The 25,789-nt window shown below is 44.2% G+C and carries 24 protein-coding genes and 1 pseudogene; 11 read left to right on the top strand and 14 right to left on the bottom strand.

Annotation, left to right across the window (positions count from 1 at the left end; all coding sequences use genetic code 11):
- Window positions 1–31: 31 nt before the first annotated feature.
- Window positions 32–502, top strand: a complete 471-nt coding sequence (locus tag OCV11_RS16030; RefSeq protein WP_261894043.1) for a Dps family protein — start codon at window positions 32–34, stop codon at window positions 500–502.
- Between the two features lie 63 nt (window positions 503–565).
- On the opposite strand, the gene OCV11_RS16035 is transcribed toward OCV11_RS16030, so the two are convergent.
- Window positions 566–1,792, bottom strand: a complete 1,227-nt coding sequence (locus OCV11_RS16035) for an EAL and HDOD domain-containing protein (RefSeq protein ID WP_261894044.1) — start codon at window positions 1,790–1,792, stop codon at window positions 566–568.
- 259 nt (window positions 1,793–2,051) lie between these two features.
- Here OCV11_RS16035 and OCV11_RS16040 point away from each other — a divergent pair, with 259 nt between their 5' ends.
- The 4 genes from OCV11_RS16040 to OCV11_RS16055 all read left to right on the top strand — a co-directional run bounded on the left by OCV11_RS16040 (window position 2,052) and on the right by OCV11_RS16055 (window position 6,297).
- The gene (locus tag OCV11_RS16040; protein WP_261894045.1) at window positions 2,052–3,044 is read left to right on the top strand and encodes an alpha/beta fold hydrolase; all 993 of its coding nucleotides are present in this window, start codon (window positions 2,052–2,054) and stop codon (window positions 3,042–3,044) included.
- Between the two features lie 110 nt (window positions 3,045–3,154).
- Window positions 3,155–3,982: a Cof-type HAD-IIB family hydrolase gene (locus OCV11_RS16045; protein ID WP_261894046.1), complete on the top strand. Its 828-nt coding sequence runs from the start codon at window positions 3,155–3,157 to the stop codon at window positions 3,980–3,982.
- 201 nt (window positions 3,983–4,183) lie between these two features.
- Entirely contained in the window at window positions 4,184–5,698 is a 1,515-nt protein-coding gene (locus tag OCV11_RS16050) for a hypothetical protein (protein WP_261894047.1), read from the top strand.
- Window positions 5,698–6,297, top strand: a complete 600-nt coding sequence (locus OCV11_RS16055; RefSeq protein WP_261894048.1) for a tRNA-uridine aminocarboxypropyltransferase — start codon at window positions 5,698–5,700, stop codon at window positions 6,295–6,297. The genes OCV11_RS16050 and OCV11_RS16055 overlap by 1 nt, the downstream gene beginning before the upstream one ends.
- Window positions 6,298–6,320: 23 nt before the next feature.
- Here the strand turns inward: OCV11_RS16055 and OCV11_RS16060 are convergent, their stop codons facing one another.
- From OCV11_RS16060 to lptM, 7 genes are all read right to left on the bottom strand, one after another.
- Window positions 6,321–8,813, bottom strand: a complete 2,493-nt coding sequence (locus OCV11_RS16060; RefSeq protein WP_261894049.1) for a bifunctional diguanylate cyclase/phosphodiesterase — start codon at window positions 8,811–8,813, stop codon at window positions 6,321–6,323.
- Window positions 8,814–8,887: 74 nt separating this feature from the next.
- Entirely contained in the window at window positions 8,888–9,607 is a 720-nt protein-coding gene (gene yigB, locus OCV11_RS16065) for a 5-amino-6-(5-phospho-D-ribitylamino)uracil phosphatase YigB (protein WP_261894050.1), read from the bottom strand.
- The gene (gene xerC / locus OCV11_RS16070; protein WP_261894051.1) at window positions 9,607–10,542 is read right to left on the bottom strand and encodes a tyrosine recombinase XerC; all 936 of its coding nucleotides are present in this window, start codon (window positions 10,540–10,542) and stop codon (window positions 9,607–9,609) included. The genes yigB and xerC overlap by 1 nt, the downstream gene beginning before the upstream one ends.
- Window positions 10,511–11,215, bottom strand: coding sequence for a DUF484 family protein (locus tag OCV11_RS16075; protein WP_261894052.1), 705 nt, complete (start codon window positions 11,213–11,215; stop codon window positions 10,511–10,513). The genes xerC and OCV11_RS16075 overlap by 32 nt, the downstream gene beginning before the upstream one ends.
- A gap of 12 nt (window positions 11,216–11,227) precedes the next feature.
- Window positions 11,228–12,058: a diaminopimelate epimerase gene (dapF, locus tag OCV11_RS16080; protein WP_261894053.1), complete on the bottom strand. Its 831-nt coding sequence runs from the start codon at window positions 12,056–12,058 to the stop codon at window positions 11,228–11,230.
- Window positions 12,059–12,061: 3 nt separating this feature from the next.
- Entirely contained in the window at window positions 12,062–13,315 is a 1,254-nt protein-coding gene (lysA, locus tag OCV11_RS16085; protein ID WP_261894054.1) for a diaminopimelate decarboxylase, read from the bottom strand.
- Between the two features lie 29 nt (window positions 13,316–13,344).
- Entirely contained in the window at window positions 13,345–13,470 is a 126-nt protein-coding gene (gene lptM, locus OCV11_RS16090; protein ID WP_261894055.1) for an LPS translocon maturation chaperone LptM, read from the bottom strand.
- Between the two features lie 75 nt (window positions 13,471–13,545).
- On the opposite strand from lptM, the gene cyaY reads away from it, so the two are divergent.
- A complete protein-coding gene (gene cyaY, locus OCV11_RS16095) occupies window positions 13,546–13,860 on the top strand; it encodes an iron donor protein CyaY (RefSeq protein WP_261894056.1) in 315 nt (104 codons plus the stop codon).
- 58 nt (window positions 13,861–13,918) lie between these two features.
- On the opposite strand, the gene OCV11_RS16100 is transcribed toward cyaY, so the two are convergent.
- The gene (locus tag OCV11_RS16100; RefSeq protein ID WP_261894057.1) at window positions 13,919–16,447 is read right to left on the bottom strand and encodes a class I adenylate cyclase; all 2,529 of its coding nucleotides are present in this window, start codon (window positions 16,445–16,447) and stop codon (window positions 13,919–13,921) included.
- A 358-nt stretch (window positions 16,448–16,805) separates the two neighbouring features.
- Here OCV11_RS16100 and hemC point away from each other — a divergent pair, with 358 nt between their 5' ends.
- From hemC to OCV11_RS16120, 4 genes are read left to right on the top strand one after another with little or no spacing between them, the layout of a single operon-like run.
- The gene (gene hemC / locus OCV11_RS16105; protein ID WP_261894058.1) at window positions 16,806–17,744 is read left to right on the top strand and encodes a hydroxymethylbilane synthase; all 939 of its coding nucleotides are present in this window, start codon (window positions 16,806–16,808) and stop codon (window positions 17,742–17,744) included.
- A 2-nt stretch (window positions 17,745–17,746) separates the two neighbouring features.
- On the top strand, window positions 17,747–18,478 hold the full coding sequence (locus OCV11_RS16110; RefSeq protein WP_261894059.1) for a uroporphyrinogen-III synthase: 732 nt from the start codon (window positions 17,747–17,749) through the stop codon (window positions 18,476–18,478).
- A 17-nt stretch (window positions 18,479–18,495) separates the two neighbouring features.
- Window positions 18,496–19,635 carry a uroporphyrinogen-III C-methyltransferase gene (locus tag OCV11_RS16115; RefSeq protein WP_261894060.1) on the top strand — a complete coding sequence of 380 codons (1,140 nt, stop codon included), beginning with the start codon at window positions 18,496–18,498 and terminating at the stop codon, window positions 19,633–19,635.
- Window positions 19,635–20,810 carry a heme biosynthesis protein HemY gene (locus OCV11_RS16120; RefSeq protein WP_261894061.1) on the top strand — a complete coding sequence of 392 codons (1,176 nt, stop codon included), beginning with the start codon at window positions 19,635–19,637 and terminating at the stop codon, window positions 20,808–20,810. The genes OCV11_RS16115 and OCV11_RS16120 overlap by 1 nt, the downstream gene beginning before the upstream one ends.
- A gap of 62 nt (window positions 20,811–20,872) precedes the next feature.
- Here the strand turns inward: OCV11_RS16120 and hemN are convergent, their stop codons facing one another.
- The 4 genes and pseudogenes from hemN to OCV11_RS16140 form a co-directional block, all read right to left on the bottom strand.
- The gene (hemN, locus tag OCV11_RS16125; protein WP_261894062.1) at window positions 20,873–22,261 is read right to left on the bottom strand and encodes an oxygen-independent coproporphyrinogen III oxidase; all 1,389 of its coding nucleotides are present in this window, start codon (window positions 22,259–22,261) and stop codon (window positions 20,873–20,875) included.
- Window positions 22,262–22,400: 139 nt separating this feature from the next.
- Entirely contained in the window at window positions 22,401–22,892 is a 492-nt protein-coding gene (locus OCV11_RS16130; protein ID WP_261894063.1) for a DUF2489 domain-containing protein, read from the bottom strand.
- A gap of 165 nt (window positions 22,893–23,057) precedes the next feature.
- Window positions 23,058–23,486 (bottom strand): annotated as a pseudogene (gene yihI / locus OCV11_RS16135) (Der GTPase-activating protein YihI); the annotation flags it as partial.
- Window positions 23,486–24,124 carry a class I SAM-dependent methyltransferase gene (locus OCV11_RS16140; protein ID WP_261894065.1) on the bottom strand — a complete coding sequence of 213 codons (639 nt, stop codon included), beginning with the start codon at window positions 24,122–24,124 and terminating at the stop codon, window positions 23,486–23,488. The gene OCV11_RS16140 and the pseudogene yihI, both read right to left, overlap by 1 nt.
- Window positions 24,125–24,518: 394 nt before the next feature.
- Between OCV11_RS16140 and yihA the strand changes: the two genes are divergently transcribed.
- A complete protein-coding gene (gene yihA, locus OCV11_RS16145) occupies window positions 24,519–25,190 on the top strand; it encodes a ribosome biogenesis GTP-binding protein YihA/YsxC (protein ID WP_261894066.1) in 672 nt (223 codons plus the stop codon).
- A 524-nt stretch (window positions 25,191–25,714) separates the two neighbouring features.
- Here the strand turns inward: yihA and OCV11_RS25125 are convergent.
- Window positions 25,715–25,762 carry a hypothetical protein gene (locus OCV11_RS25125; RefSeq protein ID WP_438356636.1) on the bottom strand — a complete coding sequence of 16 codons (48 nt, stop codon included), beginning with the start codon at window positions 25,760–25,762 and terminating at the stop codon, window positions 25,715–25,717.
- Window positions 25,763–25,789: the final 27 nt, after the last annotated feature.

Below are 25,789 nucleotides of genomic sequence, written 5' to 3' on the forward strand. Positions count from 1 at the left end.
CAACAGTAATACTATTTAAAGAGGTGAGCGTATGAACATGAATTTAATTGGATTAGATAAAGAACAGAGTCAACAATTAGCGCAATCACTGAACCATTTGTTGGCTAATTACCAAGTGTTTTACATGAATACCCGTGGTTATCACTGGAATATCAAGGGTAAAAAATTCTTCGAACTGCATGCTAAATTTGAAGAGATATACACCGATCTGCAAACCAAAATTGATGAGATAGCAGAACGTATCTTGACCCTAGGCGCACAACCGCTGCATAGCTTTAGTAGCTACATAGAGAATGCAGAAATCCAAGAGCACACCAACGTCACCGATGGTCAAAACACCATGCAAGGCTTAGTGAATGGATTTGGCCATTTGATCAGTCATCAACGTAAAGTGCTAGAACTAGCAACTCAAGCAGACGATGAAGGTACTTCATCACAAATGAGTGATTACATCCGTGAACAAGAAAAGCTGGTTTGGATGTTAAATGCTTGGTTGCAGTAATCGGCCCATAGAAACAACAAAAGCCCAGTACTGGGCTTTTATTTTTATATCATCAGATAAGCGTTAGATAAGGCGATGGATATCTTGGCTCCAACGCAATGCTTCTGTCAGTTCATAAGTCACGGTATCTACCTTCACGCCCATGCGCATGCAGATGGACGAGAGCTGTTGCCAATCACCTTGCTCATAACACTCTTCAATATCAAGTAATGCTCCCACTTTCCCCGAGCGATTAATCAACGCATCTTTAATGTCGTCGGTCAGTGGTAATTCTTCTATCAGCTCAGCCAAAGGGGCATCAAGTAACGCATCAAGTACAGAGAACAAACCAATCAGGAATGCGTGGTCTTGATGCTGTTGAAAAGGACGATAGCGTGACATCAAATGACAGAACTGCGCGCGCTGTAACGCTAAGCTATACAACTCTTTCGGCTTGTGTATTGAAACATAGGAAGCAACAGCCAAGGAGACGAAGATACGCAACCTATCTTGACCAAGATAGACCAGAGCTTGTCTAAAAGAGGAAATCGGCACCGCTAAACGGTCCGACATCGAATTCACAAAACGTAGTAGCTTATAAGATAACGCGACATCTTGAGATACGATCTCTTCAATACGTTTGAAATTGACTTCGTCACGACACACCTCTTTAAAAAGGCGCATAGTAATTACCTGCTCAGGGCTGATATAGCGCTGAGAGACCATCTCTGGTTTGCTAAAAAAGTACCCTTGGAAAAATTTGAATCCCGCACTTCTTGCTTGTTCAAACTCTTCTTTGGTTTCCACTCTTTCAGCTAAGAATTTACGCTTACTTCCGTTAGCAAGACGCTTGCGCACAAATTCGCACGCTTTATCCATTCCCATCAAGCGCACGTCCAATTTCACAATATGGACGAAAGGAAGAAAACGCTCCCAATCTGCCGAATAGATAAAGTCATCTAGAGCTAGCAAGTAGCCTTTGAGGTACAACTCTCGCATGGCTTCCCACAGTTCATCGGTCGGCTTACAGGTTTCCAACACTTCAATGACGATTTGATCTTTAGGTAACGTAAGAGGAAGACGACGAATTAAGCTGTTGTAAGGGAAATTAATAAAGCAACGTGAACGAGCGATGGCAGGATTACGCCCTATTGACAGGAAATTTTCAGCGATCAGGCGATAAGTCGCTCGATCTGAGTCTACGTGTTCAGGAAATGCATTTGTTTCGCCATCCCGAAAGAGCAATTCATACCCGAGAGTATGCCTTTTCGCATTCAATATGGGCTGGCGTGCAACATACGTTGTGTACATGTAACCTCAGATAACTTGGATGAATGATCGCGGAAAACAAAAGCAGAGACAACCCAGATAGGTCGAACAACTATTGACTAGACTCTATAGTAACGGTTGCGACTCATACCTCCAAGGGGGTAAAAGGAAACTTTTACATAATTTGAGACAGATTATTATTTATCCAAGTTAAAATGTGATGATGAATTGACATGTCAATTGCAATTATCCCCCAGTTGCTTATGCTTGAAGCCTCAGCGGTATTTATTTAGGTTCATCTATGTCCACCTCTCAAACACCATACTTATTGACTCAAGAAAACCAATTCTTAACTCGTATGCAAAACGAAGTGGCCGAACTTTGGCAGAAGCGAAATGATGGCTTCTATCGAGCATTTGATAAAACCAAAATCTACTGGTGCAGCCTAACTCACCCTGATCATACGAAAGCCATTATTATGGTGAATGGTCGGATTGAGTCGACATGGAAATACCAAGAGTTGTTCTTCGACCTCTATCAAAATGGTTACGACATCTATTCTTTTGACCATAGAGGACAAGGCCGTTCTCAGCGGCTGATCGATAACCCAGAAATGGGCTATGTGGGAGAGTTCAATGATTACATCTCCGATTTAGCAGCCTTAATTGAACTGTTTGATTTAGAGAAATATCAGCATCGATTTCTACTGGGTCACTCAATGGGTGGGGCAATCGCTACGCGCTATGTACAAATGAACCCACAGCATCCATTCCATGCTTTAGCGCTTACCGCTCCAATGTTTGGAGTGAATATTCCTTGGCAGTTACGTCCGATAGCCATACCACTAACCCAGATTTTGACGGCTACGTCAGTAATCCCCAAATACGCCCCAGGTTTTACAGGTTATTACCCAAAACCATTCGAGATTAACCCACTCACCCATAGCCAAGTTCGCTATCAATGGTTTAGAGATCTCTATGAACTGCATCCTGAGTTAAAACTCGGAGGGCCAAGTACTCGCTGGGTATGGCAAGGATTGATGGCCGCGAAGCAATGTCTCCAGTTGACTAGACAAATCAAGCTACCGACATTGGTTGTACAAGCTGAAGCCGACACCATTGTTGATAATAAAGCTCAAACACGATTTATTACTAAGTTAGCTAAAACCAATCCTAATTGTCGTATCCAATTGATAAATGGCGCTAAACATGAATTAATGTTTGAAAGCGATGAATACCGTAATCCTGTACTGACCAGTATCCTTGACCATTTTCAGCAAGTCGGAACAAAGTAATAGAGGAAAGCACTTCCAATTGATTTTGCCCTCTTTTCTTACTGCTTTTTGCAGTACACTGTTGCGTGTCTTTATCTGCCGTTAGCAATGACATGAGCCAAGAGGGTTATATGACCACTGATAGTAAACCGACACCGTACAAAATTGTTGCCTCCGACCTAGACGGAACCTTACTCGCACCAAACCACCAACTTAGCAGCCAAACCAAAAGCACACTGAAAACCCTCCACGATAAAGGCTTCACTTTTGTTTTTGCTACTGGCCGTCACCATGTAGACGTTGCTGGTATTCGTGAAATCGCTGGCATTCCTGCCTATATGATTACGGCTAATGGTGCTCGTGTTCACAATCAGCAAGATGAACTCATGCTGAGCAAAAATGTTCCCGAAGAACTGGTACAAGAGATCGTCGATGTGCTAAAGGACGACCCAACCATTTTTGTGCACATCTACCGTCATAACGAATGGTACTTAAGTCATGAAGATCGTGAATTAGCTGAGTATCACAACGAATCGGGTTTCACTTTTATTCCTTTCGATACCAATCACGCTCCTAAAGATGGCGTGGCAAAAGTGTTCTTTACCAGTCGTTTAAAAGACCACGAACACTTAGCAGAATACGAAGCCAAATTACGCGATCTTTTCCAAGACAAATTGAGCATTGCCTTCTCTTCACCATGGTGTTTAGAAGTGATGGGACCTAATGTGTCAAAAGGCGATGCACTAAAAGCTGTAGCAGAATCAATGGGACTAGGTTTAGAACACTGTATCGCATTTGGTGATGGCATGAATGACCTAGAAATGTTGACCATGGCGGGTAAAGGCTTAGTTATGGGCACCGCCCATCCGAAAGTTTTACAAGCTCTACCAACCATTGAACGGATTGGTAGCAGTGCCGACGACGCAGTCGCTCATTATCTAGAAGAACACCTACTATAAACCTTATTGCAGGGAGCAAGCTTTTTGTTCCCTGTGTTTTCCCCTCTTTTTCTCCTCTACTTGCATCGTAATTGCGAAGTAGTTTCCAACAAACCCTCTTTTCTGTCCGGTGTTTGTCAATAGCATCGTTAGCCCGTTGTCGCCCAAATAAGCTATGCCATAATAGTTCCACTAGCTTGCTGTGATGAGGAAAGAGATAACATGAAATTGTTAAGACCCACTGTCTTTGGTTTAGGCAGTATGATGCTGGCCGCTTGTACCTCTTTATCCCAAACTCCCAATCCCTCTTCAACGGCTAGTTTAGATAAACCCGATTCTATCCAACCACAAATGTTTATGTTGCGTGGTGATGTGACCATTGGCGCGCAAACCCAAACGCTAACCCCTTGTGGCAGTCAACAGCAATTCGAATTACAGATTCCTGCTAATCTCAAAACCGATGCAGAACGAGTTGCCATCGCACCTTATGAACCTATGTATGCCGAAGTGCTAGGTTACCTTATTCCACCTAGCCAAACAGGTTACAACGGCGATTACGCGGGTAAGTTTGTCGTGACCCAAATAAATACCTTAAATGGTAAAGAAAAGGATCGTTGTCACCTTTACCCACTGCCAACCCGAGCATTTGGCACTGAACCTACTTCTTGGTCAGCGCAATTTACCGATAAAGGCGTGGTGTTTGCTCCTGCGGTAGGCACACAACAAACCCTACCCATTGATGGTGGGCAACTGTCAGGCCAACAGAGAACCTATCAGCTCAAAGGCGGTTCTGTTCAGCTCAAAGCAGCATCTTGTATTAACAAAACCGCTAGTGCCCTCTATGGATGGCAAGCGCAGCTGACCATTGGTGATCAGCAGTATCAAGGCTGTGCGGTACTAGGGAATACCGATACGAGCCTTAATTGGAGTGGTATCTATTACGCGAGCTCAACCACCAATAGTGGTTTTAGTGTCAGTATGCAGCTTGGTCAGGATCACACGGCGATTACTCGCTACAGTTACACCAACGGCGCTCCTGATGTGGTGGAAAAAGGCTATTGGCAACCACTCAATTCGGATCAAATCCAAGTAGTCATGACACGCCACCAGCAACAATACTTAGTCACTGAACGAATTTTTACTCGGAGTGGCGAACAGCTTAAAGCTACTGAAGAGAAAGTCGGAACGACTGTCTATCCGATTGCCTCTGGCGGATTGGTTTTATTTAAAGACTTTCATGAGTCTGCCAAACAAAACTCGGCAAAACCAACCAATGGTGATCAGTTCAATTCTACTGACGAATATGATGAGAACGTCGATCAAGCCGTGCGTGGTTATCTGGCTCAACATCACCAGCCTTATGAAGGAAGCCACTATCGTTGGCTTACCTACGATTTGAATGGCGATGATAATCCAGAACTGTTAGTGCAAATGGATTGGTGTCATCAAGCCGATTGCACCTTGTTGATCTTCAAAAATGTGCAGCATCAATGGCAATTTAATAGCCGCCTTAAATCAGCAACCCCGCTCTATTTGGATACATTGTCGACAAATGGCTGGCACGATCTCATTATTGCCAAGCAAAACTTAGCCTCTGCAGATAAACTACATCGCTTACACTATGTCGATGGTCACTACTCAGAGCTAGGAGAAAAGATGAACCAACTCTCTACACAACACGCCACTGTACTATTTGCCGATGGTATATCACCACAGCAACAAGGTATCGCGTTGTAATGGCTTGTTCGCGTTGTGGCCTAACTCATCAGTGTATTTGTCAGCAAATTCCCGATCTGAGCAGCAGTCAGTTGTTGCTCTCATTGCTAATGCATCCAGAAGAAATCTCACGGGAAACCAATACAGGACGCTGGCTCATCGAAGCCCTACCTCACTGTCAGGCGTTTACTTGGCAAAGAACGCAACAAAATACGGATCTATTAGCGCGAGTGGCAAAGAAAAATGTCTCTTCGTTTCTGGTATTTCCTGATGAGCACAGCGTGACAGAAACTCAAGCAATCGCCCAATGCGAAGCTCAGGGAACCACGCCACATTTCATTATTCTTGATGGTACTTGGCAGGAAGCACGAAAAATGCGCCGTAAAAGTGCTTGGTTAGAGACATTACCCACCGTTACTTTGTCTACCTCAGGCATGACTTCGCAATATCAACTGCGTCGTAATCAGGAAAGTGGGCATCTATGTACTTTGGAGGTTGCCAACGTATTAATGGCCGCCATTGGCGAAAAACAAGCGGCCGATCAAATGGAGCAGTTTTTCCTCCACTATATGGACGTTTATAAAGCAGACAAAAGTGGACACGCTTGGAAAAATAAGTAGTACCGACGAATTTAACTTATCGTTCAAATCAGTGGTGCTGGCTCTGCGAGATAAAAACCTTGTAAATAATCGACGCCAATCCCTTCACAAACTTGGCATACCTCTTGGTTATGAACAAATTCAGCCACGGTTTTTGCATCAAGTACATGGCACAATTTCACTAACTGCTCGGTAATTTTTCTCTGCTTCGCATCGGTATCTAAATGCTTAATCAAGCTGCCATCCAGTTTGATGATCTGCGGTTCAAGCTTCACAATTTCATCGATATTCGAATAACCAGAGCCGAAATCATCCACAATAATTTTAGCTCCCAGGCGCCGAAAATGGTTACATACTTCCGCCATCCGCCCGTAATCTTTAATTTGTTCCGACTCCAATACTTCTAAACCGATCCGTGAAGGCCGATTCAAACGTTTAATCATCTCTTCAATCAGGATCAATGTACTGTCACTGATTAAGTCTTGCGGCGATAAGTTAATCGAAAACGAATCGTCCCGATCTTGCATATATTCACCAATACGAGTGATCAGCTGGTGACTTAAACGCGTGTAAAGATGGGTTCCGGCAATAACAGGAAGAAAACGTCCTGGCAGAATGATCTTTCCTTTGTCTTCCAATCGGACCAAGCACTCTTGCGAGGTTTTTTGGCGAGAATGGGCGGCAAAGATGGGTTGGCTATACACCAACACATTGTTGTCCATCACCGCTCGACTAACACAAGAGAGCCATTTCAACTGTTCACGACGAACTTTGTCTTGTCCAAGTAGCGTCTTAGCGTTACAGAAGTGCTCATTATTTTTATAGGCATAACGGCGCGCTTCAATCGAACGCAATAACAATTCATCGCCATCTTGAACGGGGAAATCACGTCGACTGACTAACCCGGCACACATAGAGACCGAAAGATAATCCAGCTCCGGAAGTCCATAAGGTTCAAAGTTGACATGCTCAAGCTCATCAACAAACTCACCAAACAGCTTATGGATTTTGCGTTCTTTAAAATCTGAAGCAAAAATGGCTGCCCACTCACCCACACCGATCGCATAGAGATGACATTTCGCACTGATGTGTTGATTAATATGCAGTTGAAAGTGAACACTTAAATCGACCAACAGTTTGTCACCGACCTTATAACCATACTTTTCATTAATCTGGCTAAAGTTAGTCACTTTTATCGTCAATAGATGTTCATCTAACTGAATATTGTGCAAATGCTCTTGCAAGACAGCGCGGTTAGGTAATCCCGTACGTGCATCAATTCGATAACTTGCGGTCAGTAAAGACGCCTGACGTTGCACCTTCTGTTCCAAATTGCGATTCAGTACATCGACATCATCAAAGGCGTTACGAATCAAACTAAACAATGGCGCTGTCACCCCCTTGGAGGAAGCATAGCGAGTTGGTGTTTCCTGCACTGAGTGCTCACCTTCGCGTAAAGCCACATACGTCATACTGTGGTGCATGACTCGTTGCTTACTGCCATCGTGCCAAAACTCGCCCATGCAGTAACAGCCACAAATATCAGAGACTTCCTGTAATGGCAGTAACTCATGGTTATGCTCAATAAACTGCAAGCGAGTAATACAGTTATAGACAAAAATTTTATCCGGCTTTTGCTCTCGCAAATAATGAGCGCCACTACGTACTTGATCTAACGTCAATGAAGGATGATCGAAACAAAAACGCACCTCATCGCCAATCATTAAAGGAGAATTAAACTCTATCGCGCCATCCGCAAATCGCTGTGGAATATAAACTTGCTGATCTTCTTTGCCCTCTTTTACCAGCGGAAAGCTTTTCAGCAACTGGCAATCGAGCAATTCGCCATGACTTAAATAATGGCGATAAACCTCTTCAATCGGCCGATTATCCAAACCATAGACTGACGATTTATCTGCTTTAGTAACTCGGAACGCGCGACCAATGGGGTTCCATTGCTTATATCCTCCCACACGACATAGCAATTGATCCGCATGCACAGCAACAGCGACCATGGCATTTTGATAGCATTGAGTGCCATAAATTACCCACTGGCCCTGCTCTGTTGCTACAGAGGTTCCACCTGTGATGGGCACTGGATGTGGATATTGGTTGAACACTGAAAAACGCTCACTTCCACCAACATTCATACGATCTGCGAAACAGAAAATCACCTGTGACGCTGGGGATAAATTCAAGCGGTTCATCATTTGATAACCATCTTGGACCTCATCTTGTCCATATTCGACCACCGCACTGGTGAGCTTAGCCTTATCAAACTGACTAATAGCGACCAGGGTTTGATTATCGAATATGTCCCCATGACGAATCACTTGGGTAGTACTCATACCAATCAAATGAGCTTGTGGAATCGCTTTTAGCAGCAACTCCGCCATTTCTTGCACGAGTGAACATGACTGGTTGGAGAAAAGTTGAATAAGCACCTGCTCTGAATGGATATCAGGGTGCGAATCTAAGAATTTCTTCAACTCTTTATGGGAAGAGTCTGGCTGTAAAACAAATGAGGTGGTGTACATCCTGTTCAAAGACCCCCAGCAATGCAGTTGATCAAAGCGACATTGCTCATAAGTATAGTTAATTCGTCAGATTTTTATGTTACCAAATCGCATAGCTGCTCAAGACGATCTATTTCAACATGAGGCAGCAAATGTAATCGATTGCTTTGCATGATAGTCATCTCGCGATCATTATACCAACATGCTTGAAAGCCACTATTTATTGCACCTAACACATCCGTAATAGGATGGTCTCCAATGTGCAAAATGGAACTGCGCGGTAAATCTAAATAACGTGACGCTTTATCAAATAAATCCGCATCGGGTTTGGATAAACCATCCGGTCCCGCCCGGAAGACTTGTTGAAAATAGGATTCAATGCCAATTTTCTTGGCACTAACATTACCATTAGTAATGGCAACTAACGGGATCTTCTGGGACAACAGAGAAAGGACACGGTGAGTTTCTTGCGGTACATCGATCAAATTACGTAAATGATCGACTTCAACCATCGCATCGCTCGCTGCCGAATCAGCCGCAGATACACTATATCCCAAATCAATAAGCCCTTGTTTGATCTGAGTAAAACGCCACAAAGAAACATCATGACGTAAATAATCATTTTGGTACAGCAGCTTCATCTTTAATTCATACCACTGCCGTGCATCATACTTTGCAGTGACCGGATGATTCTGATGTAACCAGAGCGTAATTTGTTCATCCAAATGCCGAATAACCGGTCGGTTATCGTAAAGCGTGTCATCTAAATCAAATGTCATCGCTTTAATCGGTAACAGGTTGCGGTAAATTAGCATCAGGACTCCTTCGGTTTTTTATGGGCGCGCGGATGCGCCTGATCATACGCTTGTGCTAAGTGTTGAAAATCAAGGTGGGTATAGATCTGGGTAGTCGAGATATTCTCGTGCCCCAATAACTCTTGAACGGCACGTAAGTTATTCGTTGATTCCAGCATATGGGTTGCAAATGAGTGCCGTAATTTGTGCGGGCTGATATGACTAGCTACTGCCTGTTTTTGCCCCCATTCAGACATCCGTTTTTGTACGTTGCGATGCGAAATACGAACGCCCAATTTGGACACAAACAATGCTGGTTCATCATTTTTAGCAAAGTCAGAACGCAGCTTTAACCACTTAGCTACCCACTCTTTGGCTTGCCCAGAAAAAGGGGCGACGCGTTCTTTGTCACCTTTACCGATAACACGAATTTCACCAGCGCCAAAATTCACATCTCGAACATTAATGGCCACCAATTCAGCTAATCGCAGCCCTGCGCCATACATCAACTCCATCATAGCGCGATCGCGAATAGACAGTGGGTCGTCAGCATTAACTTCTAATAACTGTGAAACTTCATCAACATCGAGGTTTTTTGGCAGTGGACGCTTCTTGCGCGGCGCAGAAACGCCCTTAGCAGGATTCGCTGACAACTCTCCACGCAAAATGAGGAAATCAAAGAAACTACGTAAAGAAGAGAGACGTGTTGCCAAACTGCTGGCTTTCATCCCATCACGCATGCCTTTACTGGCTAATTGACGAACCCAAGCCGCATCGACCTGCTGCCACTGGCGCAATCCCATTTGGCATAGGTGTTCGCCCATCGTTTCCAACTGCTGCTTATAGTTACGCTGGGTATGCAGACTTAAGCCTTTTTCACTACGTAGAAACTCGTAAAAACGGTCTAGCGGTGACTGTAAACTGCTAGGCAGAGGGTTGACTGATTCGTTCTTCATCGGAATGGTGCCATGGTAATGTATCAATCGTATGCGCTAATACTAGCGCTAGATGACGTAAAAATAGCGTATCCATACAAGGTTGGTAGTGACCGCCATCATCACTGGCGAAAGCTAGAATGCCTAAAGGGTGTTGTTTTACTAACGGTAACACGACATACGAACCAAGCTCAGGGGCACTTTCGTCATCACCGAATAACAGGTGGCGATCGGCTTTTCTTAAACGCCCAAGATAGGCATCCTTTCCATTGAAGTGATTGATAGCAAAACGTTGCCAATGCTCTCGGCTAATCGCGTACTCACTATCCAAAGGATCTAACAAGCGGATAAACGCCGTCAAACCGAGCTGACGAGCCATTTGCTGCACTGCAGCAAATGCCTCGACAAGAGATTCACTGTGCAATAACTTATCTTGCAAGTCCATGAACTCATGGAATGTTTTATCATTGCTCGCCGCCAAAGACATCAAGGTAGTGATCTCTTCTTCTAGCTCTTCAATTCTCTGCCGTTGCCTAGCAAGTTGAATATGAACGAGAGACACAGACCCCATCTGCTGATGAGGTAGTGACAAACGATCGACCAACTCGGGGCGTTCTACAAAAAAGTCAGGATGATCACGTAAATAATCTTCAACAATTTGCGCGGTTAACGCATCTGCTTCAGGGTGTGACAAAACAGTTCCTCATTAACAAGAAAGTTGGCCATCGTATACATGGACAGCAGGTCCTGTCATAAAGAGAGGTTTGCCCGGTCCTTTCCAATTAATGACAAGTGTACCACCTGGCAGATGCACTTGAACTTCTTCGTTTAAAGTACCTTGCATAATACCAGTGGCCACAGCTGCACACGCACCAGTGCCACACGCTTGAGTTTCACCTGCACCACGTTCATAAACGCGCAAGTTAATTTCATCGCGGCTAATCAGCTCCATAAAACCCGCATTCACACGTTCAGGGAAACGTTCATGGGATTCAAGCAAAGGACCAAGATGTTCTACATCTGCCGTTTTAACGCTATCGACCACCGTAACAACATGAGGATTACCCATGCTTACCGCACCACAGAATAGGGTTTGATCGGCTACGCGCATGATATAGGTTTTTTCCATTTGTTTAGCACGAAACGGAATCTTACTCGGCTCAAACTCAGGAACACCCATATTAACGGTAATTTGGTCATCACTTTCCACATCCAGCAGAATCTTACCTTTCTTGGTACTAACGTTAATGCTGAATTTATTGGTTAACCCTTTCATGCGCACGAAGCTCGCAAAACAGCGAGCGCCGTTACCACACTGCTCAACTTCACTGCCATCAGCATTAAAAATGCGATAGTGGAAATCGGTTTCTGGGTCATAGGGAGCTTCAACCATCAACAACTGATCGAAACCCACACCTGTATGTCGATCCGCCAAACGGCGGATCAACTCAGGAGAAAAAAATACGTTTTGAGTGATGCAATCCACCACCATGAAATCATTACCCAAACCGTGCATTTTGGAAAAATGGAAATGCATCTCTTACTCCGGCAAGATACTTTCTAATGCCCACAAACTGGCAAGTTCTTCACGTTGACGAACTACATAGGTTTTATCGCCATCGACCATAATTTCAGCCGCGCGAGTACGTGTATTGTAGTTAGACGACATCACAAATCCATAAGCACCAGCAGAACGCACGGCAAGCAAGTCACCCGCTTCCAAAATCAGCGAACGGTCTTTACCTAGGAAGTCACCGGTTTCACAAATCGGTCCAACCAAATCGTAAGTTTTCGCTTCACCTTCGCGAGGTACAACAGGAATGATGTCTTGCCATGCTTGATAAAGTACTGGACGAATAAGGTCATTCATCGCTGCATCAATAATGGCAAAGTTTTTGTGCTCAGTATGTTTGAGGAACTCAACTTTGGTCAGCAAAATGCCTGCATTCGCAGCAATAGCACGACCAGGTTCAAAAATCAGTTCTAGATCTTGATGTTTAGTCAGACGTGAAAGTAAAGCTTTCGCATATTCAGACGGCTGAGGAGGCAACTCATCACGGTAGATAACCCCAAGGCCACCACCAACATCAAGGTGTTTAATCTGGATACCTTGTTCAACAAGATTATCAATCAGAGCCAGCAAGCGGTCAGTCGCATCAATAAAAGGTTCAATCGCAGTCAGCTGCGAACCGATATGACAGTCGATACCTTTTACTTCTAGATGAGGAAGTGTGCTCGCCAATTTGTACACTTGTGGTGCACGATCAAAGGCGATACCAAATTTATTATCACGCAAACCAGTCGAAATATAAGGGTGCGTTTTGGCATCTACATCTGGGTTGATACGCAGAGACACAGGTGCAATTACATCCATTTCAGATGCAACTTTATTCAATCGCTCTAATTCTGGTTCTGACTCAACGTTAAAGCATTTAATCTTCAGTTCAAGGGCACGTTTGATCTCTGCTTCCGTTTTACCGACGCCAGAAAAAACGATTTTCGCTGGATCACCACCAGCCGCAATAACACGTTCTAGCTCACCACCAGAAACAATATCAAAGCCTGAACCCAAACGAGCTAAGGTATTCAAAACCCCAATATTTGAATTGGCTTTTACTGCATAACAAACCAAGTGCGGATGATCACCAACCGATTTATCAAACGCATGCCAATGGCGCTCTAGCGTTGCTCGTGAGTAGACGTAAAGTGGTGTGCCATATTGCTCAGCCAATTGAACCAGTGGAACATTCTCTGCCCAAAGTTGGCCATCATCCTGATAATTAAAGTAATCCAAGATTTTTTCCTTTTCTATTTGTACTGAATTTACTGTGTTTGCGTCGTTTGTGAATCTTGCTGAGCATCATTGGGCATATACAAAGGGCCCGTTTGGCCGCAACCCACTAGCGTCAGTGCAGATAACAAAAACAGTGTGGTGATGGTCTTTTTCATTTTGCAATTCGTGATTATTTAATCAATGCCCCCTATAATCGCACCACAGTCAGGAAAAGCAATAGGATAGACAAGATGAATGAAACTGAATTTCATCAACTCGTAGACATTCAACTTCAAGCTGTTGAAGAAATGATAGATGACTCAGAAGCAGATATCGATTACGAAACTGTCGGTAATGTAATGACATTGGATTTTGAAGACCGCAGCCAAGTGATTATTAACCGTCAAGAACCAATGAAAGAAATCTGGTTAGCATCAAGATCGGGGGGGTTCCACTTCCGTTACGACGGCTCACAATGGTTGTGCACCAAAACGGGTGTTGAGTTCATCACCATGGTGAAAGAAGAGTGTGAAAAGCACGCCAGTGAAGAAATTAACTGGGCATAAAAAGCAAAAAAGAGCATCTCGATGCTCTTTTTTACTTTTGAATAATGACCATTAGACGTTAGGCGTTCACAGCCTTGATGGGTTTGGAATACACCACCGAATCATTGCGGTAAGGAACCACATAGCTATCGCCCTCTACGGGATGAACGATTTGATAGTACTGTGGCAAATTGAAGTTAATAAACTTAGACGCCAAGTTATTCTCATCTTGAATTGATGTATAGAAACCGTTGACCAAAGCGATCATCTCATCTTTTTCACCGCTGAACTGGTGATACACTTCAACTCGATTGACTTCATCTAACACATAGATGTTGAAGCCCTTATCGGTATCTTCAAAGAAGAACTGCACCAAACCTTCACTCGCAAAACCATCCACTACATCAGGTAACTGGTAGTCATGCTCTTTATCCAGCATCAATAGTGGTGAACCGCTCAGCTTGTTACTGGAAATACTGCGATAGAAATCGACTGAATTTTCTAGTTTCTGCACGGAAACGCCGCGGCGTTCAAAAAACAGACCATACATTTGACGACCAATTCGTAACGCTTTAAAACGACGACGCTTTTCTTGCTCCATCGGTTTCAAACGCAAATCGATGCATTCCGCCAGCAATTGGTACACCATGTTACGCATGACACCACGGAAGTTTTTGCTGTAACAGAAAACGTCAACAGACTCTGGAGGCAGTGCGTCTTGGTGCATTTTACCAAGTACGGTTTTAAGCGCTTCAATCATCGCTGTTTCCCCTTGGAAATGCAGCGTACGAACTTCCTGCCATGAGTTACGGTAAACCAAATCAACACTGCCAATCAGGCTGTACTGTTCTTCACCAAAGCTAAGAATATCCACATTCTTAAGATCAACTTTTAACGTCTTCCCCTGCAATTTTGCAGTAGGGTCTTTTTCAAAGTTGATGAACATCGCCAGCTGGCTTATCTCACAAGGGCTCGCTAGAGCTTGCATGGTTGGACGACGTTTATGCAGCGAAAACGTGTTTCGCAAGTCACTCACCATTTGATAGAACTTGTCGATATCCAAGAAAGCATCACGAATCACCGCATGTAATCGCGTCGATTCCGTAATCAAACCGTTAAAAAAAGCCCATGCCACCAATTTACTCAAGTATTCGTTATGCTCAAGGTAATGCTGGCCAATCATACGTTGGGGTTTTAGCGGTTGTTTATACAGATACCAACCCGGTTTATTGGTTCGTCCGGCAAGGACTTCGATAAATGACAAATCGGGTTCGTGTAAATCAGGGGAGATTTGCGGATTGAGCAAAGTGACTTTGCCCGGTAACACTTCGAAAGCCGCATAAAGCTTACGCGCAAGGATAGAAATATCCTGCGGACTGATAGCAGACGTAATGTCATTGCGGCGCGCAAACTGGATCAAGTTACGATAGCTTTGCATCAACGCATCAAGCAGCGCATGGTGCATAATCTTAACTTGTTCAACTTTCCAGTGACGACGATTATCTAACTCACGAATCAACGCAGGCGACCATTGCCACATCTGCGTCAGCTCTTGCAGAGCTTCTCTACGCCATGGCACAGAACCGACACCAGGCTCACGCGACAATTTTTCGTGCGTTTTTAAATAGAAGCAACGTCTAACGAGTTCTAAACGGGATTCATCACCGATGCGTTCCAGATAACGAGTCACTTTTTCCAGCATTAAGTAATACGCATCCATCCCATAGAGATCAGGCTCATGGGTAAAGAAGCGTCGTTTCGTATCAACACTTAATAGCTGTGTATGCGGGTACTCCCACGAATACGCTTCAAGCAAAATCGCTTTTAATACTGATTTGTATGGCGAGTCGATACTCTTATACAACTGCCACAAATTAGCACCAAAGTACTCTTGTGCTGGAATGCCATTCAACTTACCAAAGTCGATCCATTCATCTCTTTGGATATAGCCGTTTTGACTTAACTCATTAACGTATTGGTCGTAGCACTCTTCCATTTCTGGAGGAACGATTTGCCATAAAAGACGCTTGCCCGCTAAGCGCATTGCCGAACGGTAAAATTCATCTAACAGCAAAAGGTGTTGTGAAGAGCCGCAATTTTCCCCTGTCATCGCATCCGATTGATTATGGCGAAAACGCTCTTCATCCATGATAAAGAAGTTCGCTTCAACACCTTGCCCTTTGGCCCACTCGGTTATGAGTAAACATTTGTTGCCGAGATTTTCTCTGGCTTCACAACGCATAGTAGAGGAAACACAAACCCAAATATCCAAATCACTGGAAGTACTTTGCCCAATAGAAGAGGTACTTCCCATGGTGTACAAAGCAAGGATATCAGGCACTTCTGCGTTAATCAGAGGTTTAGAGGCGGTGAGATGAAGATCAGAGACAAACTGCTCTTGAACGTCATTAAAATGGAAGTTTTGGATACCAAAAGGGACTTGCTCATCATAATACCCGGGAATTTGCGGGTGATTAAAATGCAGCAGCATTGGGATCAGATGAAAAACACGCTGACTTTGCAAATTCATAAGCGCCAGCGCACGCTCGGTGCGTTGCTGGTTTAGCTTGTCTGCTCGTTTAATTAAAGTCGCTGTGTAAGACCGCAAGGTAACATCCTGATTGATACACCAAACAAGGCATCTTTGTTCAGATATTGAACAATTGAGCCAATAAAACGTGATCAATTTAACACTTTAATCAATCACGGTAAAGCTATCTTGAACGAAGTTGGCCCAAAGTTCCATAGTCAAACAGAGACTTGCCGATTCGGTTGACCTAATTGGGCTCACGACGCTTGTGGAATAATCATAGTGCATATTTTAAACGAGATACAAATCACACTATTTTGTTTACTGAAAATAAATGAAGCGCCGCTAGGCAGTCTTGTGCATCTAATAGTAAGAATTTCCCCTCTGAAATGTTAGGATGAACTTAATTTTCACAGTCGGTTTCAATGGACAAGTCATGACTCGAACTACCCCAATACGTATTGCAACGCGTAAAAGCCCTCTTGCTTTGTGGCAAGCAAACTATGTAAAAGAAGCTTTAGAAGAAGCGCATCCAGGTCTTGCTGTTGAGCTGGTTACTATGGTGACTCGTGGTGATGTCATCCTTGATACTCCTCTAGCGAAGGTGGGTGGTAAGGGGCTGTTCGTTAAGGAACTCGAAGTCGCAATGCTTGAAGGTCGTGCCGATCTTGCCGTTCACTCTATGAAAGATGTGCCAGTGGAATTTCCAGAAGGTCTGGGCTTAGTGACCATCTGTGAACGTGAAGACCCTCGCGATGCGTTTGTTTCCAATACTTACCAAAGCATTGATGAACTGCCACAAGGTGCCGTTGTTGGTACTTGCAGCCTCCGTCGCCAATGCCAGATTAAAGAAGCGCGCCCAGATCTTATTATCAAAGAATTGCGTGGTAATGTTGGTACTCGTTTAAGCAAATTAGATGCGGGTGAATATGACGCCATTATCCTTGCCGCAGCCGGTCTAAAGCGTTTAGAGCTTTCTAAACGTATTCGCAGTTACATTGAACCCGAGCAATCCTTACCTGCTGTTGGTCAAGGTGCTGTAGGTATTGAATGTCGTCTCGATGACAGTGAATTATTAGCGCTTCTAGAACCACTTAACCACCGTGACACCGCAGATCGCGTTAAGTGCGAACGAGCAATGAACATTACCTTAGAAGGTGGATGCCAAGTGCCTATCGGCAGTTATTCAGTGTTAGAAAATGACCAGCTTTGGCTCCGCGCTTTAGTAGGCGAACCGGATGGTTCACAAATGATTCGTGGTGATATTCGCGGTTCGCGTGATGATGCTGAGCAATTAGGCATTACCCTTGCTAAACAATTGCTTGAAAACGGTGCGGCGGAGATTTTGACGAAACTCTACTCAGAGCACGAATAATCATGCCAGTGGTGTTGGTAACTCGCCCAGAACAAGCAGGAGTTGAGCTGTGTCAGCAGCTCAACCAGCTTGGAGTGACAACCATTTATCATCCGCTGCTCGACATCATTCCGGGTTCAGAATTAAAGGACCTTGCGACGACCTTACAACAACACGATTTGGTCATCGCTGTGAGTCAGCATGCCGTTGAACAAAGTCACCTCTATTTGCAAGCCCACCAGCAAAGCTGGCCAACAACCTGTCGCTATGTCGCTATTGGTCAAAAAACTGCTCAGAGTCTAAGCAAAGTCACGGGACAAACGGTAAACTACCCCAGCGTTAGTGATAGTGAACACTTTCTTGCTCTCGATGAATTTCGGTCGATTACCCAATCTAAAGTCGTCATTTTGCGTGGTAATGGTGGGCGTGAATTGATTTACGATACCCTGACGCATTTGGGTGCCAAGGTCAGCTATAAAGAGGTCTATCGGCGTGTAGAGCGCCCTTTTGACGCTCAAGCATGTCTCGCACAGTGGCAAAAAGCCCAAGTCGACACCATGATTGTGACCAGTAGCCAACAGTTAACTTATTTTGTAAGCCAATTTGGCTCGCAACTATCAGAATGGATCAAACAGTTACACCTTTTGGTTCCCAGTGATAGAACCGCCCAAGAAGCTCGGCTTATGGGCTTTATTGATGTAATCGCGACTGGCAGCGCGAGTAATTCAGCTTTAGTGGCAGCTCTGCAGCCCTAACCGACAGGACTCTAGCAATGACAACAAACAACAATTCGCAAACTGAATCTGAACACGACAGTCTTACTACCTCTATTCCTGAATCGTCACCGACCGCATCCCGCCAAGATGTGCCTTCTCCATCGAATAAAGATAAAAAGGCTATTCGCCTAGGTGCTGTTGCTATCGCACTCTCTATCGTGCTCAGCGGATCATTGGCGCTTTACAGTCAATATCAGCAACGTCAATACCAAACCGAGTTGACCCAATTGCACACGCAGTTACTTTCTACTCAACAGCGACTGCAGCAGCAAATGGAACAAAATACAGCACAATTGGATAGCACGGCGAAGACACTGACTAGCCAAACAGAAACACAGTTGAACCAGCAACAAAAAAGTATTGAGAGTCTGCAGTTAGCGATCGCCGATGTGAAAGGCCGTCGTCCAAATGACTGGTTACTCGCCGAAGCGGATTACTTAGTTAAAATGGCTGGTCGTAAACTCTATTTGGAACATGACCCAGAAACCGCGACTCAACTGATGGAGAGTGCCGATCAACGTATTGCGGCATTGAACGATCCAAGCCTAACCCCATTGCGTCAGGCGATGTCGAGCGACATCACAACGCTTAAATCAATTCCCTTAATTGATCGCGATGGTTTAGTGCTGCGGTTAATTAGCCTAGAACAACAGATCGATCAATTACCATTAGCTAACGCAATCTTGCCAGAAGCACAGCAAGAAACCCAAGAAGTGGTGTCGCAAGACATTAACGATTGGCAGCATAACTTGATGACATCGCTAAAAGATTTCGCGTCCAACTTTATTACCTTCCGTAGTCGCGATGGTAACGTCATTCCTTTGTTATCACCAAAGCAAGATTTCTATCTGCGTGAAAACCTCAAAGCGAAACTCGAAACCGCCATTCGTGCGGTTTACGATCGCCAAACCGAGATTTACACCAGCTCGCTTACTACAGCAGAGAAATGGTCTGGCTCCTTCTTCAACCCGGATGACAAAGGCGTAAAAAGCTTTCGTAGTACAATAAATGAGTTAGCCAAACAGCAAATCAATGTCACTTACCCAGTGAAGCTTGTCTCTCAAGCGACATTATCAGATCTGATTCGTGAGCGTTTACGCCGCGAAGTCACCTCAATGACTGGGGAGGAAAACTGATGATAAAAGCGATACTGCTCTTTATTATCCTCGGTGCCGGTCTATTCGTTGGTACTGAGTATTCTGGCCAACAAGGATATGTGCTTATTTCTATCGCTAACAAAACGTTAGAGATGAGTGTAACCACATTAGTGATCATGTTCATCGCGCTACTCGCCGTTATCTTTGTGCTTGAATACTTGGTGAAAAAAACCTTAAGTGCCAGCTTTAATACCCTCAACTGGTTTAGCGTACGCAAAATGCGTCGTTCGCGTCGCTTCACCAATGAAGGGATTATTAAACTGCTCGAAGGGGATTTTAAACAGGCTGAGAAAAAGGTTATCCGCTGGGCAAAACACCACGATAAACCCCTACTTTGCTATTTGATTGCCGCTGAAGCCGCAGAAAGCGCTGGCGACAGTGACAAACGCGATCACTATCTGAATTTGGCCAGTGAACAAGATGATGCGACACTCGCGGTTGAATTGACTCGTGCCAGAATGTGGGTGAAAGAGAACGAATGGAAGAAAGCGTTGGCGACCTTACAATCCCTGCAGCCTTCCTATCCTAACAACCCGATTTTGCTCTCACTACTCAAGCAGATCTATCTAGCGTTAGAAGAGTGGCAACCATTGATTGAGCTGCTACCTAAGCTTCTAAAATACAGTCAACTCTCTGCACTAGAAGAGCAGCAACTGACCATTAAGGCTTATCAGGGTATGCTGGCACACACGGCAGGCCGTCAGCGTAGTGATGATTTGCTGGAGTATTGGGATAGCATGCCACGCAAGGCGAAGAAAGAACCTGCTTTAGTGGCAAGTCTTGCTCAGCAACTCATGGCAATCCATCAAGACGCTGCAGCGTATAACTTCATTAGCAAGCAACTAAAAGCCACACCATCTAGTGAGCTGTACGCATTGCTCCCAGAGCTGCCAAGTGACTACCACGCTTCGCTGCAAGCCATGCTGCTAAAAATAGTCGACAAGTCCCCTAATAACGCTGAAGCACATAGCTCTTTAGGACGTTTGTATTTACAACAGCAACACTGGTCGAAAGCTCAACACCACTTTGAACAAGCCCTGTCACTACGTTCAAGTGTGTCGGATTACGCCCTGCTGGCTCAAGCGTTAGATAAGCAAAACATGACACAAGCAGCCCACGACGTTACCCAAAAAGCATTGTCGTTACTGCCCTAAATTTTAATCACAAAAAAACCAGCGTAAGCTGGTTTTTTTTATTTTCAAACAATACGTTAGTTCTAAATAACACGAGAGAATTGTTGCTGACGCGCTCTGACTCGCAAATATTTATCGAAACACATACAGATATTACGGATCAGCAAGCGACCACGCGGTGTAACCTCAATATAACGCTCATCAACAGTGACTAACTGATCATCGATAAAGGTTTGTAATAGTGCTAAATCTTGCTTGAAGTAATCATGGAAACGCAATCCAAAACGAGATTCGATGCTCTGCTTGTCAAGTTTAAAGTTACAAATCAATTGTTTGATTACTTCACGACGCAGCAAATCATCCCCATCCAGAGATACCCCTTTCCAGAGCGCGTGACGCATTTCATCCACTTGCGCATAGTACTTTTTCAACTCTTTCTGGTTCTGGGCGTAAGCATCACCAATCATAGAAATAGCAGAAACCCCAAAGCCCACTAAATCGCAGTTACCTTGCGTTGTGTAACCTTGGAAGTTGCGGTGCAACTTACCTTCACGTTGAGCAACTGCCAATTCGTCATCTGGCAAAGCAAAGTGATCCATACCAATGAACTGATAACCAGCGCCAGTTAGCATCTCGATCGTTTGCTGCAAAATCGCCATTTTCTCTTCGGCTTTCGGCAGGTCTTCATCTTTAATTTTACGTTGAGCCGCAAAAATATTAGGCATGTGTGCGTAGTTAAAGACCGACACGCGTCCCGGACGAATATCCAGAATACGCTGCAATGTTTTAGCGAAGCTTTCCGCGGTCTGTTTAGGTAATCCGTACACCAAATCTAGGTTAGTTGAACGAAATCCTAGCTGTTTTGCACGCTCGACCAAATCAACAATAAACTGCTCATCCTGTTCGCGATTGATTAGCTTCTGCACTTCTTTGTTGAAGTCTTGCACACCAATACTGATGCGATTAAAACCTTCATGTTGCAGATGGTCTAAGATGGTCAACTCAATCTCACGAGGATCGATTTCGATACTGATTTCAGCATCAGCATCAAAGTCAAACTCCTCATGCAGTAGCGCCATAACTCGTGTAATTTGCACTGGTGTTAAGAAAGTCGGAGTGCCGCCACCAAAATGCAACTGAGTGACACGACGACCTTGCAACAAAGAAGCGCGTTGGCGAATCTCTAGTTCAAGAATATCAAGATACTCATCCGCTTTATCAACATGGCGCGTAACGATTTTGTTGCAACCGCAGTAATAGCAAAGTTTATGGCAAAACGGGATGTGCACATACAGCGACAACGGTCGCTCAGGATATTCGGTGCACGCCATGTCGTATTCAGCAATAGTGAACGCTTCATGAAACTCTAGCGCCGTCGGATAAGAGGTGTAACGGGGGCCAGAATAGTTGTACTTGTCTAAAATGGCTTGATCCCAAACGATCTGTTGACTCGACACGACTGACAACGACATGATAATTCTTTCCGCTAAATAACCAGTGAAAAAATATTTTGCCACACGACGCGGATACGTCGGGTGGCAAATTAGATAAATGATGAGTTAATGTTCGAATTTGTTAGCTTGATCACTAACCAAGGCAGGTCTGTATAACCTAAATCATCTGAATGGCGATTTGGTTATTCAGAGGAGCAATACGCTTTTGTAAACCTTTAAGTTCATCGACGATGGCGTCAGACAAACGGGCTTCCGCTTTCATTCTTGCCAAGTTTTGTTCCATGCGCTCACGTTTAGGCAGCGCATTACGAGCATCACCACGAGCCATATCTTTTACAATATGGTACAGCTCTGAAAGGGCTGGAAACTCCTGCTCAAAGTGCTCAACACGCTGCTCACCTTGGACATAGTCCATGATGTTGTAAATGCGAATGCTCGCTTCAGAAACATCACATTGCCCCTGAATCACCGCCAAGCAGAGAATATTCACGCTATCAAAGATGTTGGCATTACGCTTTTCAATGGCTAACGCCCGATGCTGAGCTTGAAGTACTTTCTGCTTTTTCAATTGCAGCAGAAGGTAACCCGCGTAGGTGGCTAGGCCAATAATTACCAAAGCGCCAGCGATAGCTAATAGGGTTACATTCATCTTCTCACCTTAGTCTTTATATTCATCCAAATCAGTGTCTTCAAATTGCGCAAGCAACTCTTCATCACTGTATGAACGACGTGATTTCGCTTTTGAAGTAGGAACAACAACAGGTTCGTCGTCGAACTCTTCCTCTTCATCATCGTCTTCAAGTACTTCATCGTACAAGCCAAGCTGCTTCATCAACACTTCAATACGATCAAGTTTTTCATCAACGTATTTTTGTAGGCCCGCACCCAATTTTTCGCCATTGTCGATACGATCGAGCAATACGTTCAATTGTGCATCGTTCTCTAGCATCTCTAGCTCTTGCTCTGCAGAAACACGGCGCTCTTGTTTGCTTGGTTTTTTCTTCGCTTCAACAACAAGAGGAATCAGCTTCTTACTACCAACACGTGGATCTTTCGCATGTGCTGAGGTTTTTGTTGCGTGTTCTTGAGCAACAGAATGACGGCTACCAGACTTTAAGCCTTTGTGTTTTTTCTGTTTCTTGCGTAGGCGGCCTTCAACATCAGCTTCACTACGGTTACGAACGACGATGACATCAGCAGCACCATTGCTACCAGGTTTTCTGGATTTTTTTGAGCGACTCATTACTGGGGTTTCCTCAGTAAAATTACATCATTGCCTATAAATTCAAGTTCGAGCTTATCCCGCTCGGCTAGGAACTGGAACGTTTCGCGACTAAAGAACACCACATGGGTTAAATCGCTCTTATAGTGCCATCCAGCAAACGCCTCTACGTTTTTGACCATCTTGGTCATCAGACCAATCCAGCCTCCCGGCTTAACTAAATTCAACCATTGCTGCCACACAGTGTGAGGGTCATGCAGATGCTCAATCACTTCTGTCGCAGTCATAAAATCATACGTTACATTCAAAGCGTCTTTATCAGGATGGAAAAAAATGTCGTACAACGCAACCTGATGCCCAGCTTCTTCCAACATTAACGACAATGTTGGCCCAGGACCGCAACCAAAATCCAACCCATTAGATTGAGGGGCTAAACGCTCAACCATCGGATCACATACACGGGAAAGAAATCGGCGATATCCTGCATCGGCAGGATCATTTTCATGTAAATCGTAAAATGCTTTTTCCCGTTCAGAGCTTAATCGCTGCTCGGGAACCACAAAGACCAGCTGGCACTGTGGACACTGAAGATAGGAGCGAACTTTATCTTCAAAGTATGCTTGTGTCTCTTCATGATGACATAAAGGGCAAGTATGCATAGCTGACCTCCTTTCATGGGATGCGCAACATACCAGAAATCCCCTATATAGTGGAGAGCTTACGAACAAATTTCCCCCACTTTTTTCAAAAATCGACAAAAACAGGCCAACTCGCAGTGCCTAAATCTGATTTGTCTTTTATCACTTGTTGATAGTTATCTTTTCTATGGGAGAATTTTCCCCACCTAACCTAATGAAATAACGACCAAAGAACAAAAATTGGCAGGTAAAACTCTTCCCAATGACTATCGGAAGCAAAACTCACTACAACAGATAGGAGTCATCAAACGACTCTCATGTTATAATGCGCGATTCTCTGCTGACGGTCGCTTGTGACCAGTAGCAAACTACACTGAATTAGAAAGACCCAAATCGTCGAGATGGAGTAAACAGAGTGAGCGTTAAAATTCATTATCAAAACACGCATTTCATTACGAGTGCCCCAGACATTCGCCATCTTCCGATGGATGTGGGTATCGAAATTGCGTTTGCTGGACGTTCTAACGCAGGTAAATCAAGCTCTCTTAACCGCTTGACCAATCAAAAGAGCCTAGCAAAAACCAGTAAAACACCGGGTCGTACTCAGCTAATTAACTTATTTAAAGTTGCTGAAGGCTGCCATATCGTCGACTTGCCTGGATACGGTTTCGCCCAAGTACCACTTGAGATGAAGAAAAAGTGGCAAAAATCGCTAGGTGAATACCTGCAAAAACGCGAAAACTTAAAAGGCCTTGTGGTTCTAATGGACATCCGCCATCCAATGAAAGATCTCGATCAGCAATTGGTGGTGTGGGCTGTAGAATGTGGCATTCCAGTTCAAGTACTGCTGACTAAGGCAGACAAACTAAAAAGCGGCGCTCGCAAAGCACAAGTTCTGCAAGTACGTAAAGATGCAGAAGCGTTTGGTGGCGATGTTAAAGTGGATGCGTTCTCATCACTGAGTGGTATCGGTGTGGATATCCTCCGTGCTCGCCTCGATGAATGGTATGCCCCAATGGTTGAACAACTTGCATTGGCCGAGAACAGTGACGATAACCAAGTTGAATTTATTGGCGACGAAGAGTAATTCTTCTCTCTCACTTTCTAGCCCTGCATCTCTGCGGGGCTTTTTATTGTCTTCAGAAAAGAAAAATCCCCACCGAAGTGGGGAAAAAGGGAGAGAATTTAGAGTTATTGAAATAGATACCTTGTAAGCATTCTCTAATACATCACAAAATTCAATATCCCTTCCGCACCAGAACAATGCAACACACCTGCGACAATCCGAACACAACATAATGTTTTTTAATGAATTAATCTCAGTTCGCATCATTTTAATGCAACTTGGTTTGCATTAATAAATAACCAAAGTGTGAATGAAGCTTTATTACAGAATTGAATAATTCAGTCAGATTATTACTCAAGCAAAAGTCGATTAAAAAACAACCAGATAAATCTGTTTTTATGCCTATGTGTAATAAACAAGAAGCGTGAAATAACGAAATGATAAATGGATATTGAAAGGAAGAAATGGGCCTGGAAGCCAGATAAATATTGGAATAGCGTACAATAAAAAACGCCCCAGTCAAAAGTGTGACTGGGGCGGCTGAATCAGCCTAATCCAATAACGTGAAACAAAAGGTCTGAAAGATAGAACATCTTACCTCTGTACCCTACGGAAGTTAA

This window comes from Vibrio porteresiae DSM 19223 (assembly GCF_024347055.1).
GTDB classification, from domain to species: Bacteria; Pseudomonadota; Gammaproteobacteria; order Enterobacterales; family Vibrionaceae; genus Vibrio; species Vibrio porteresiae.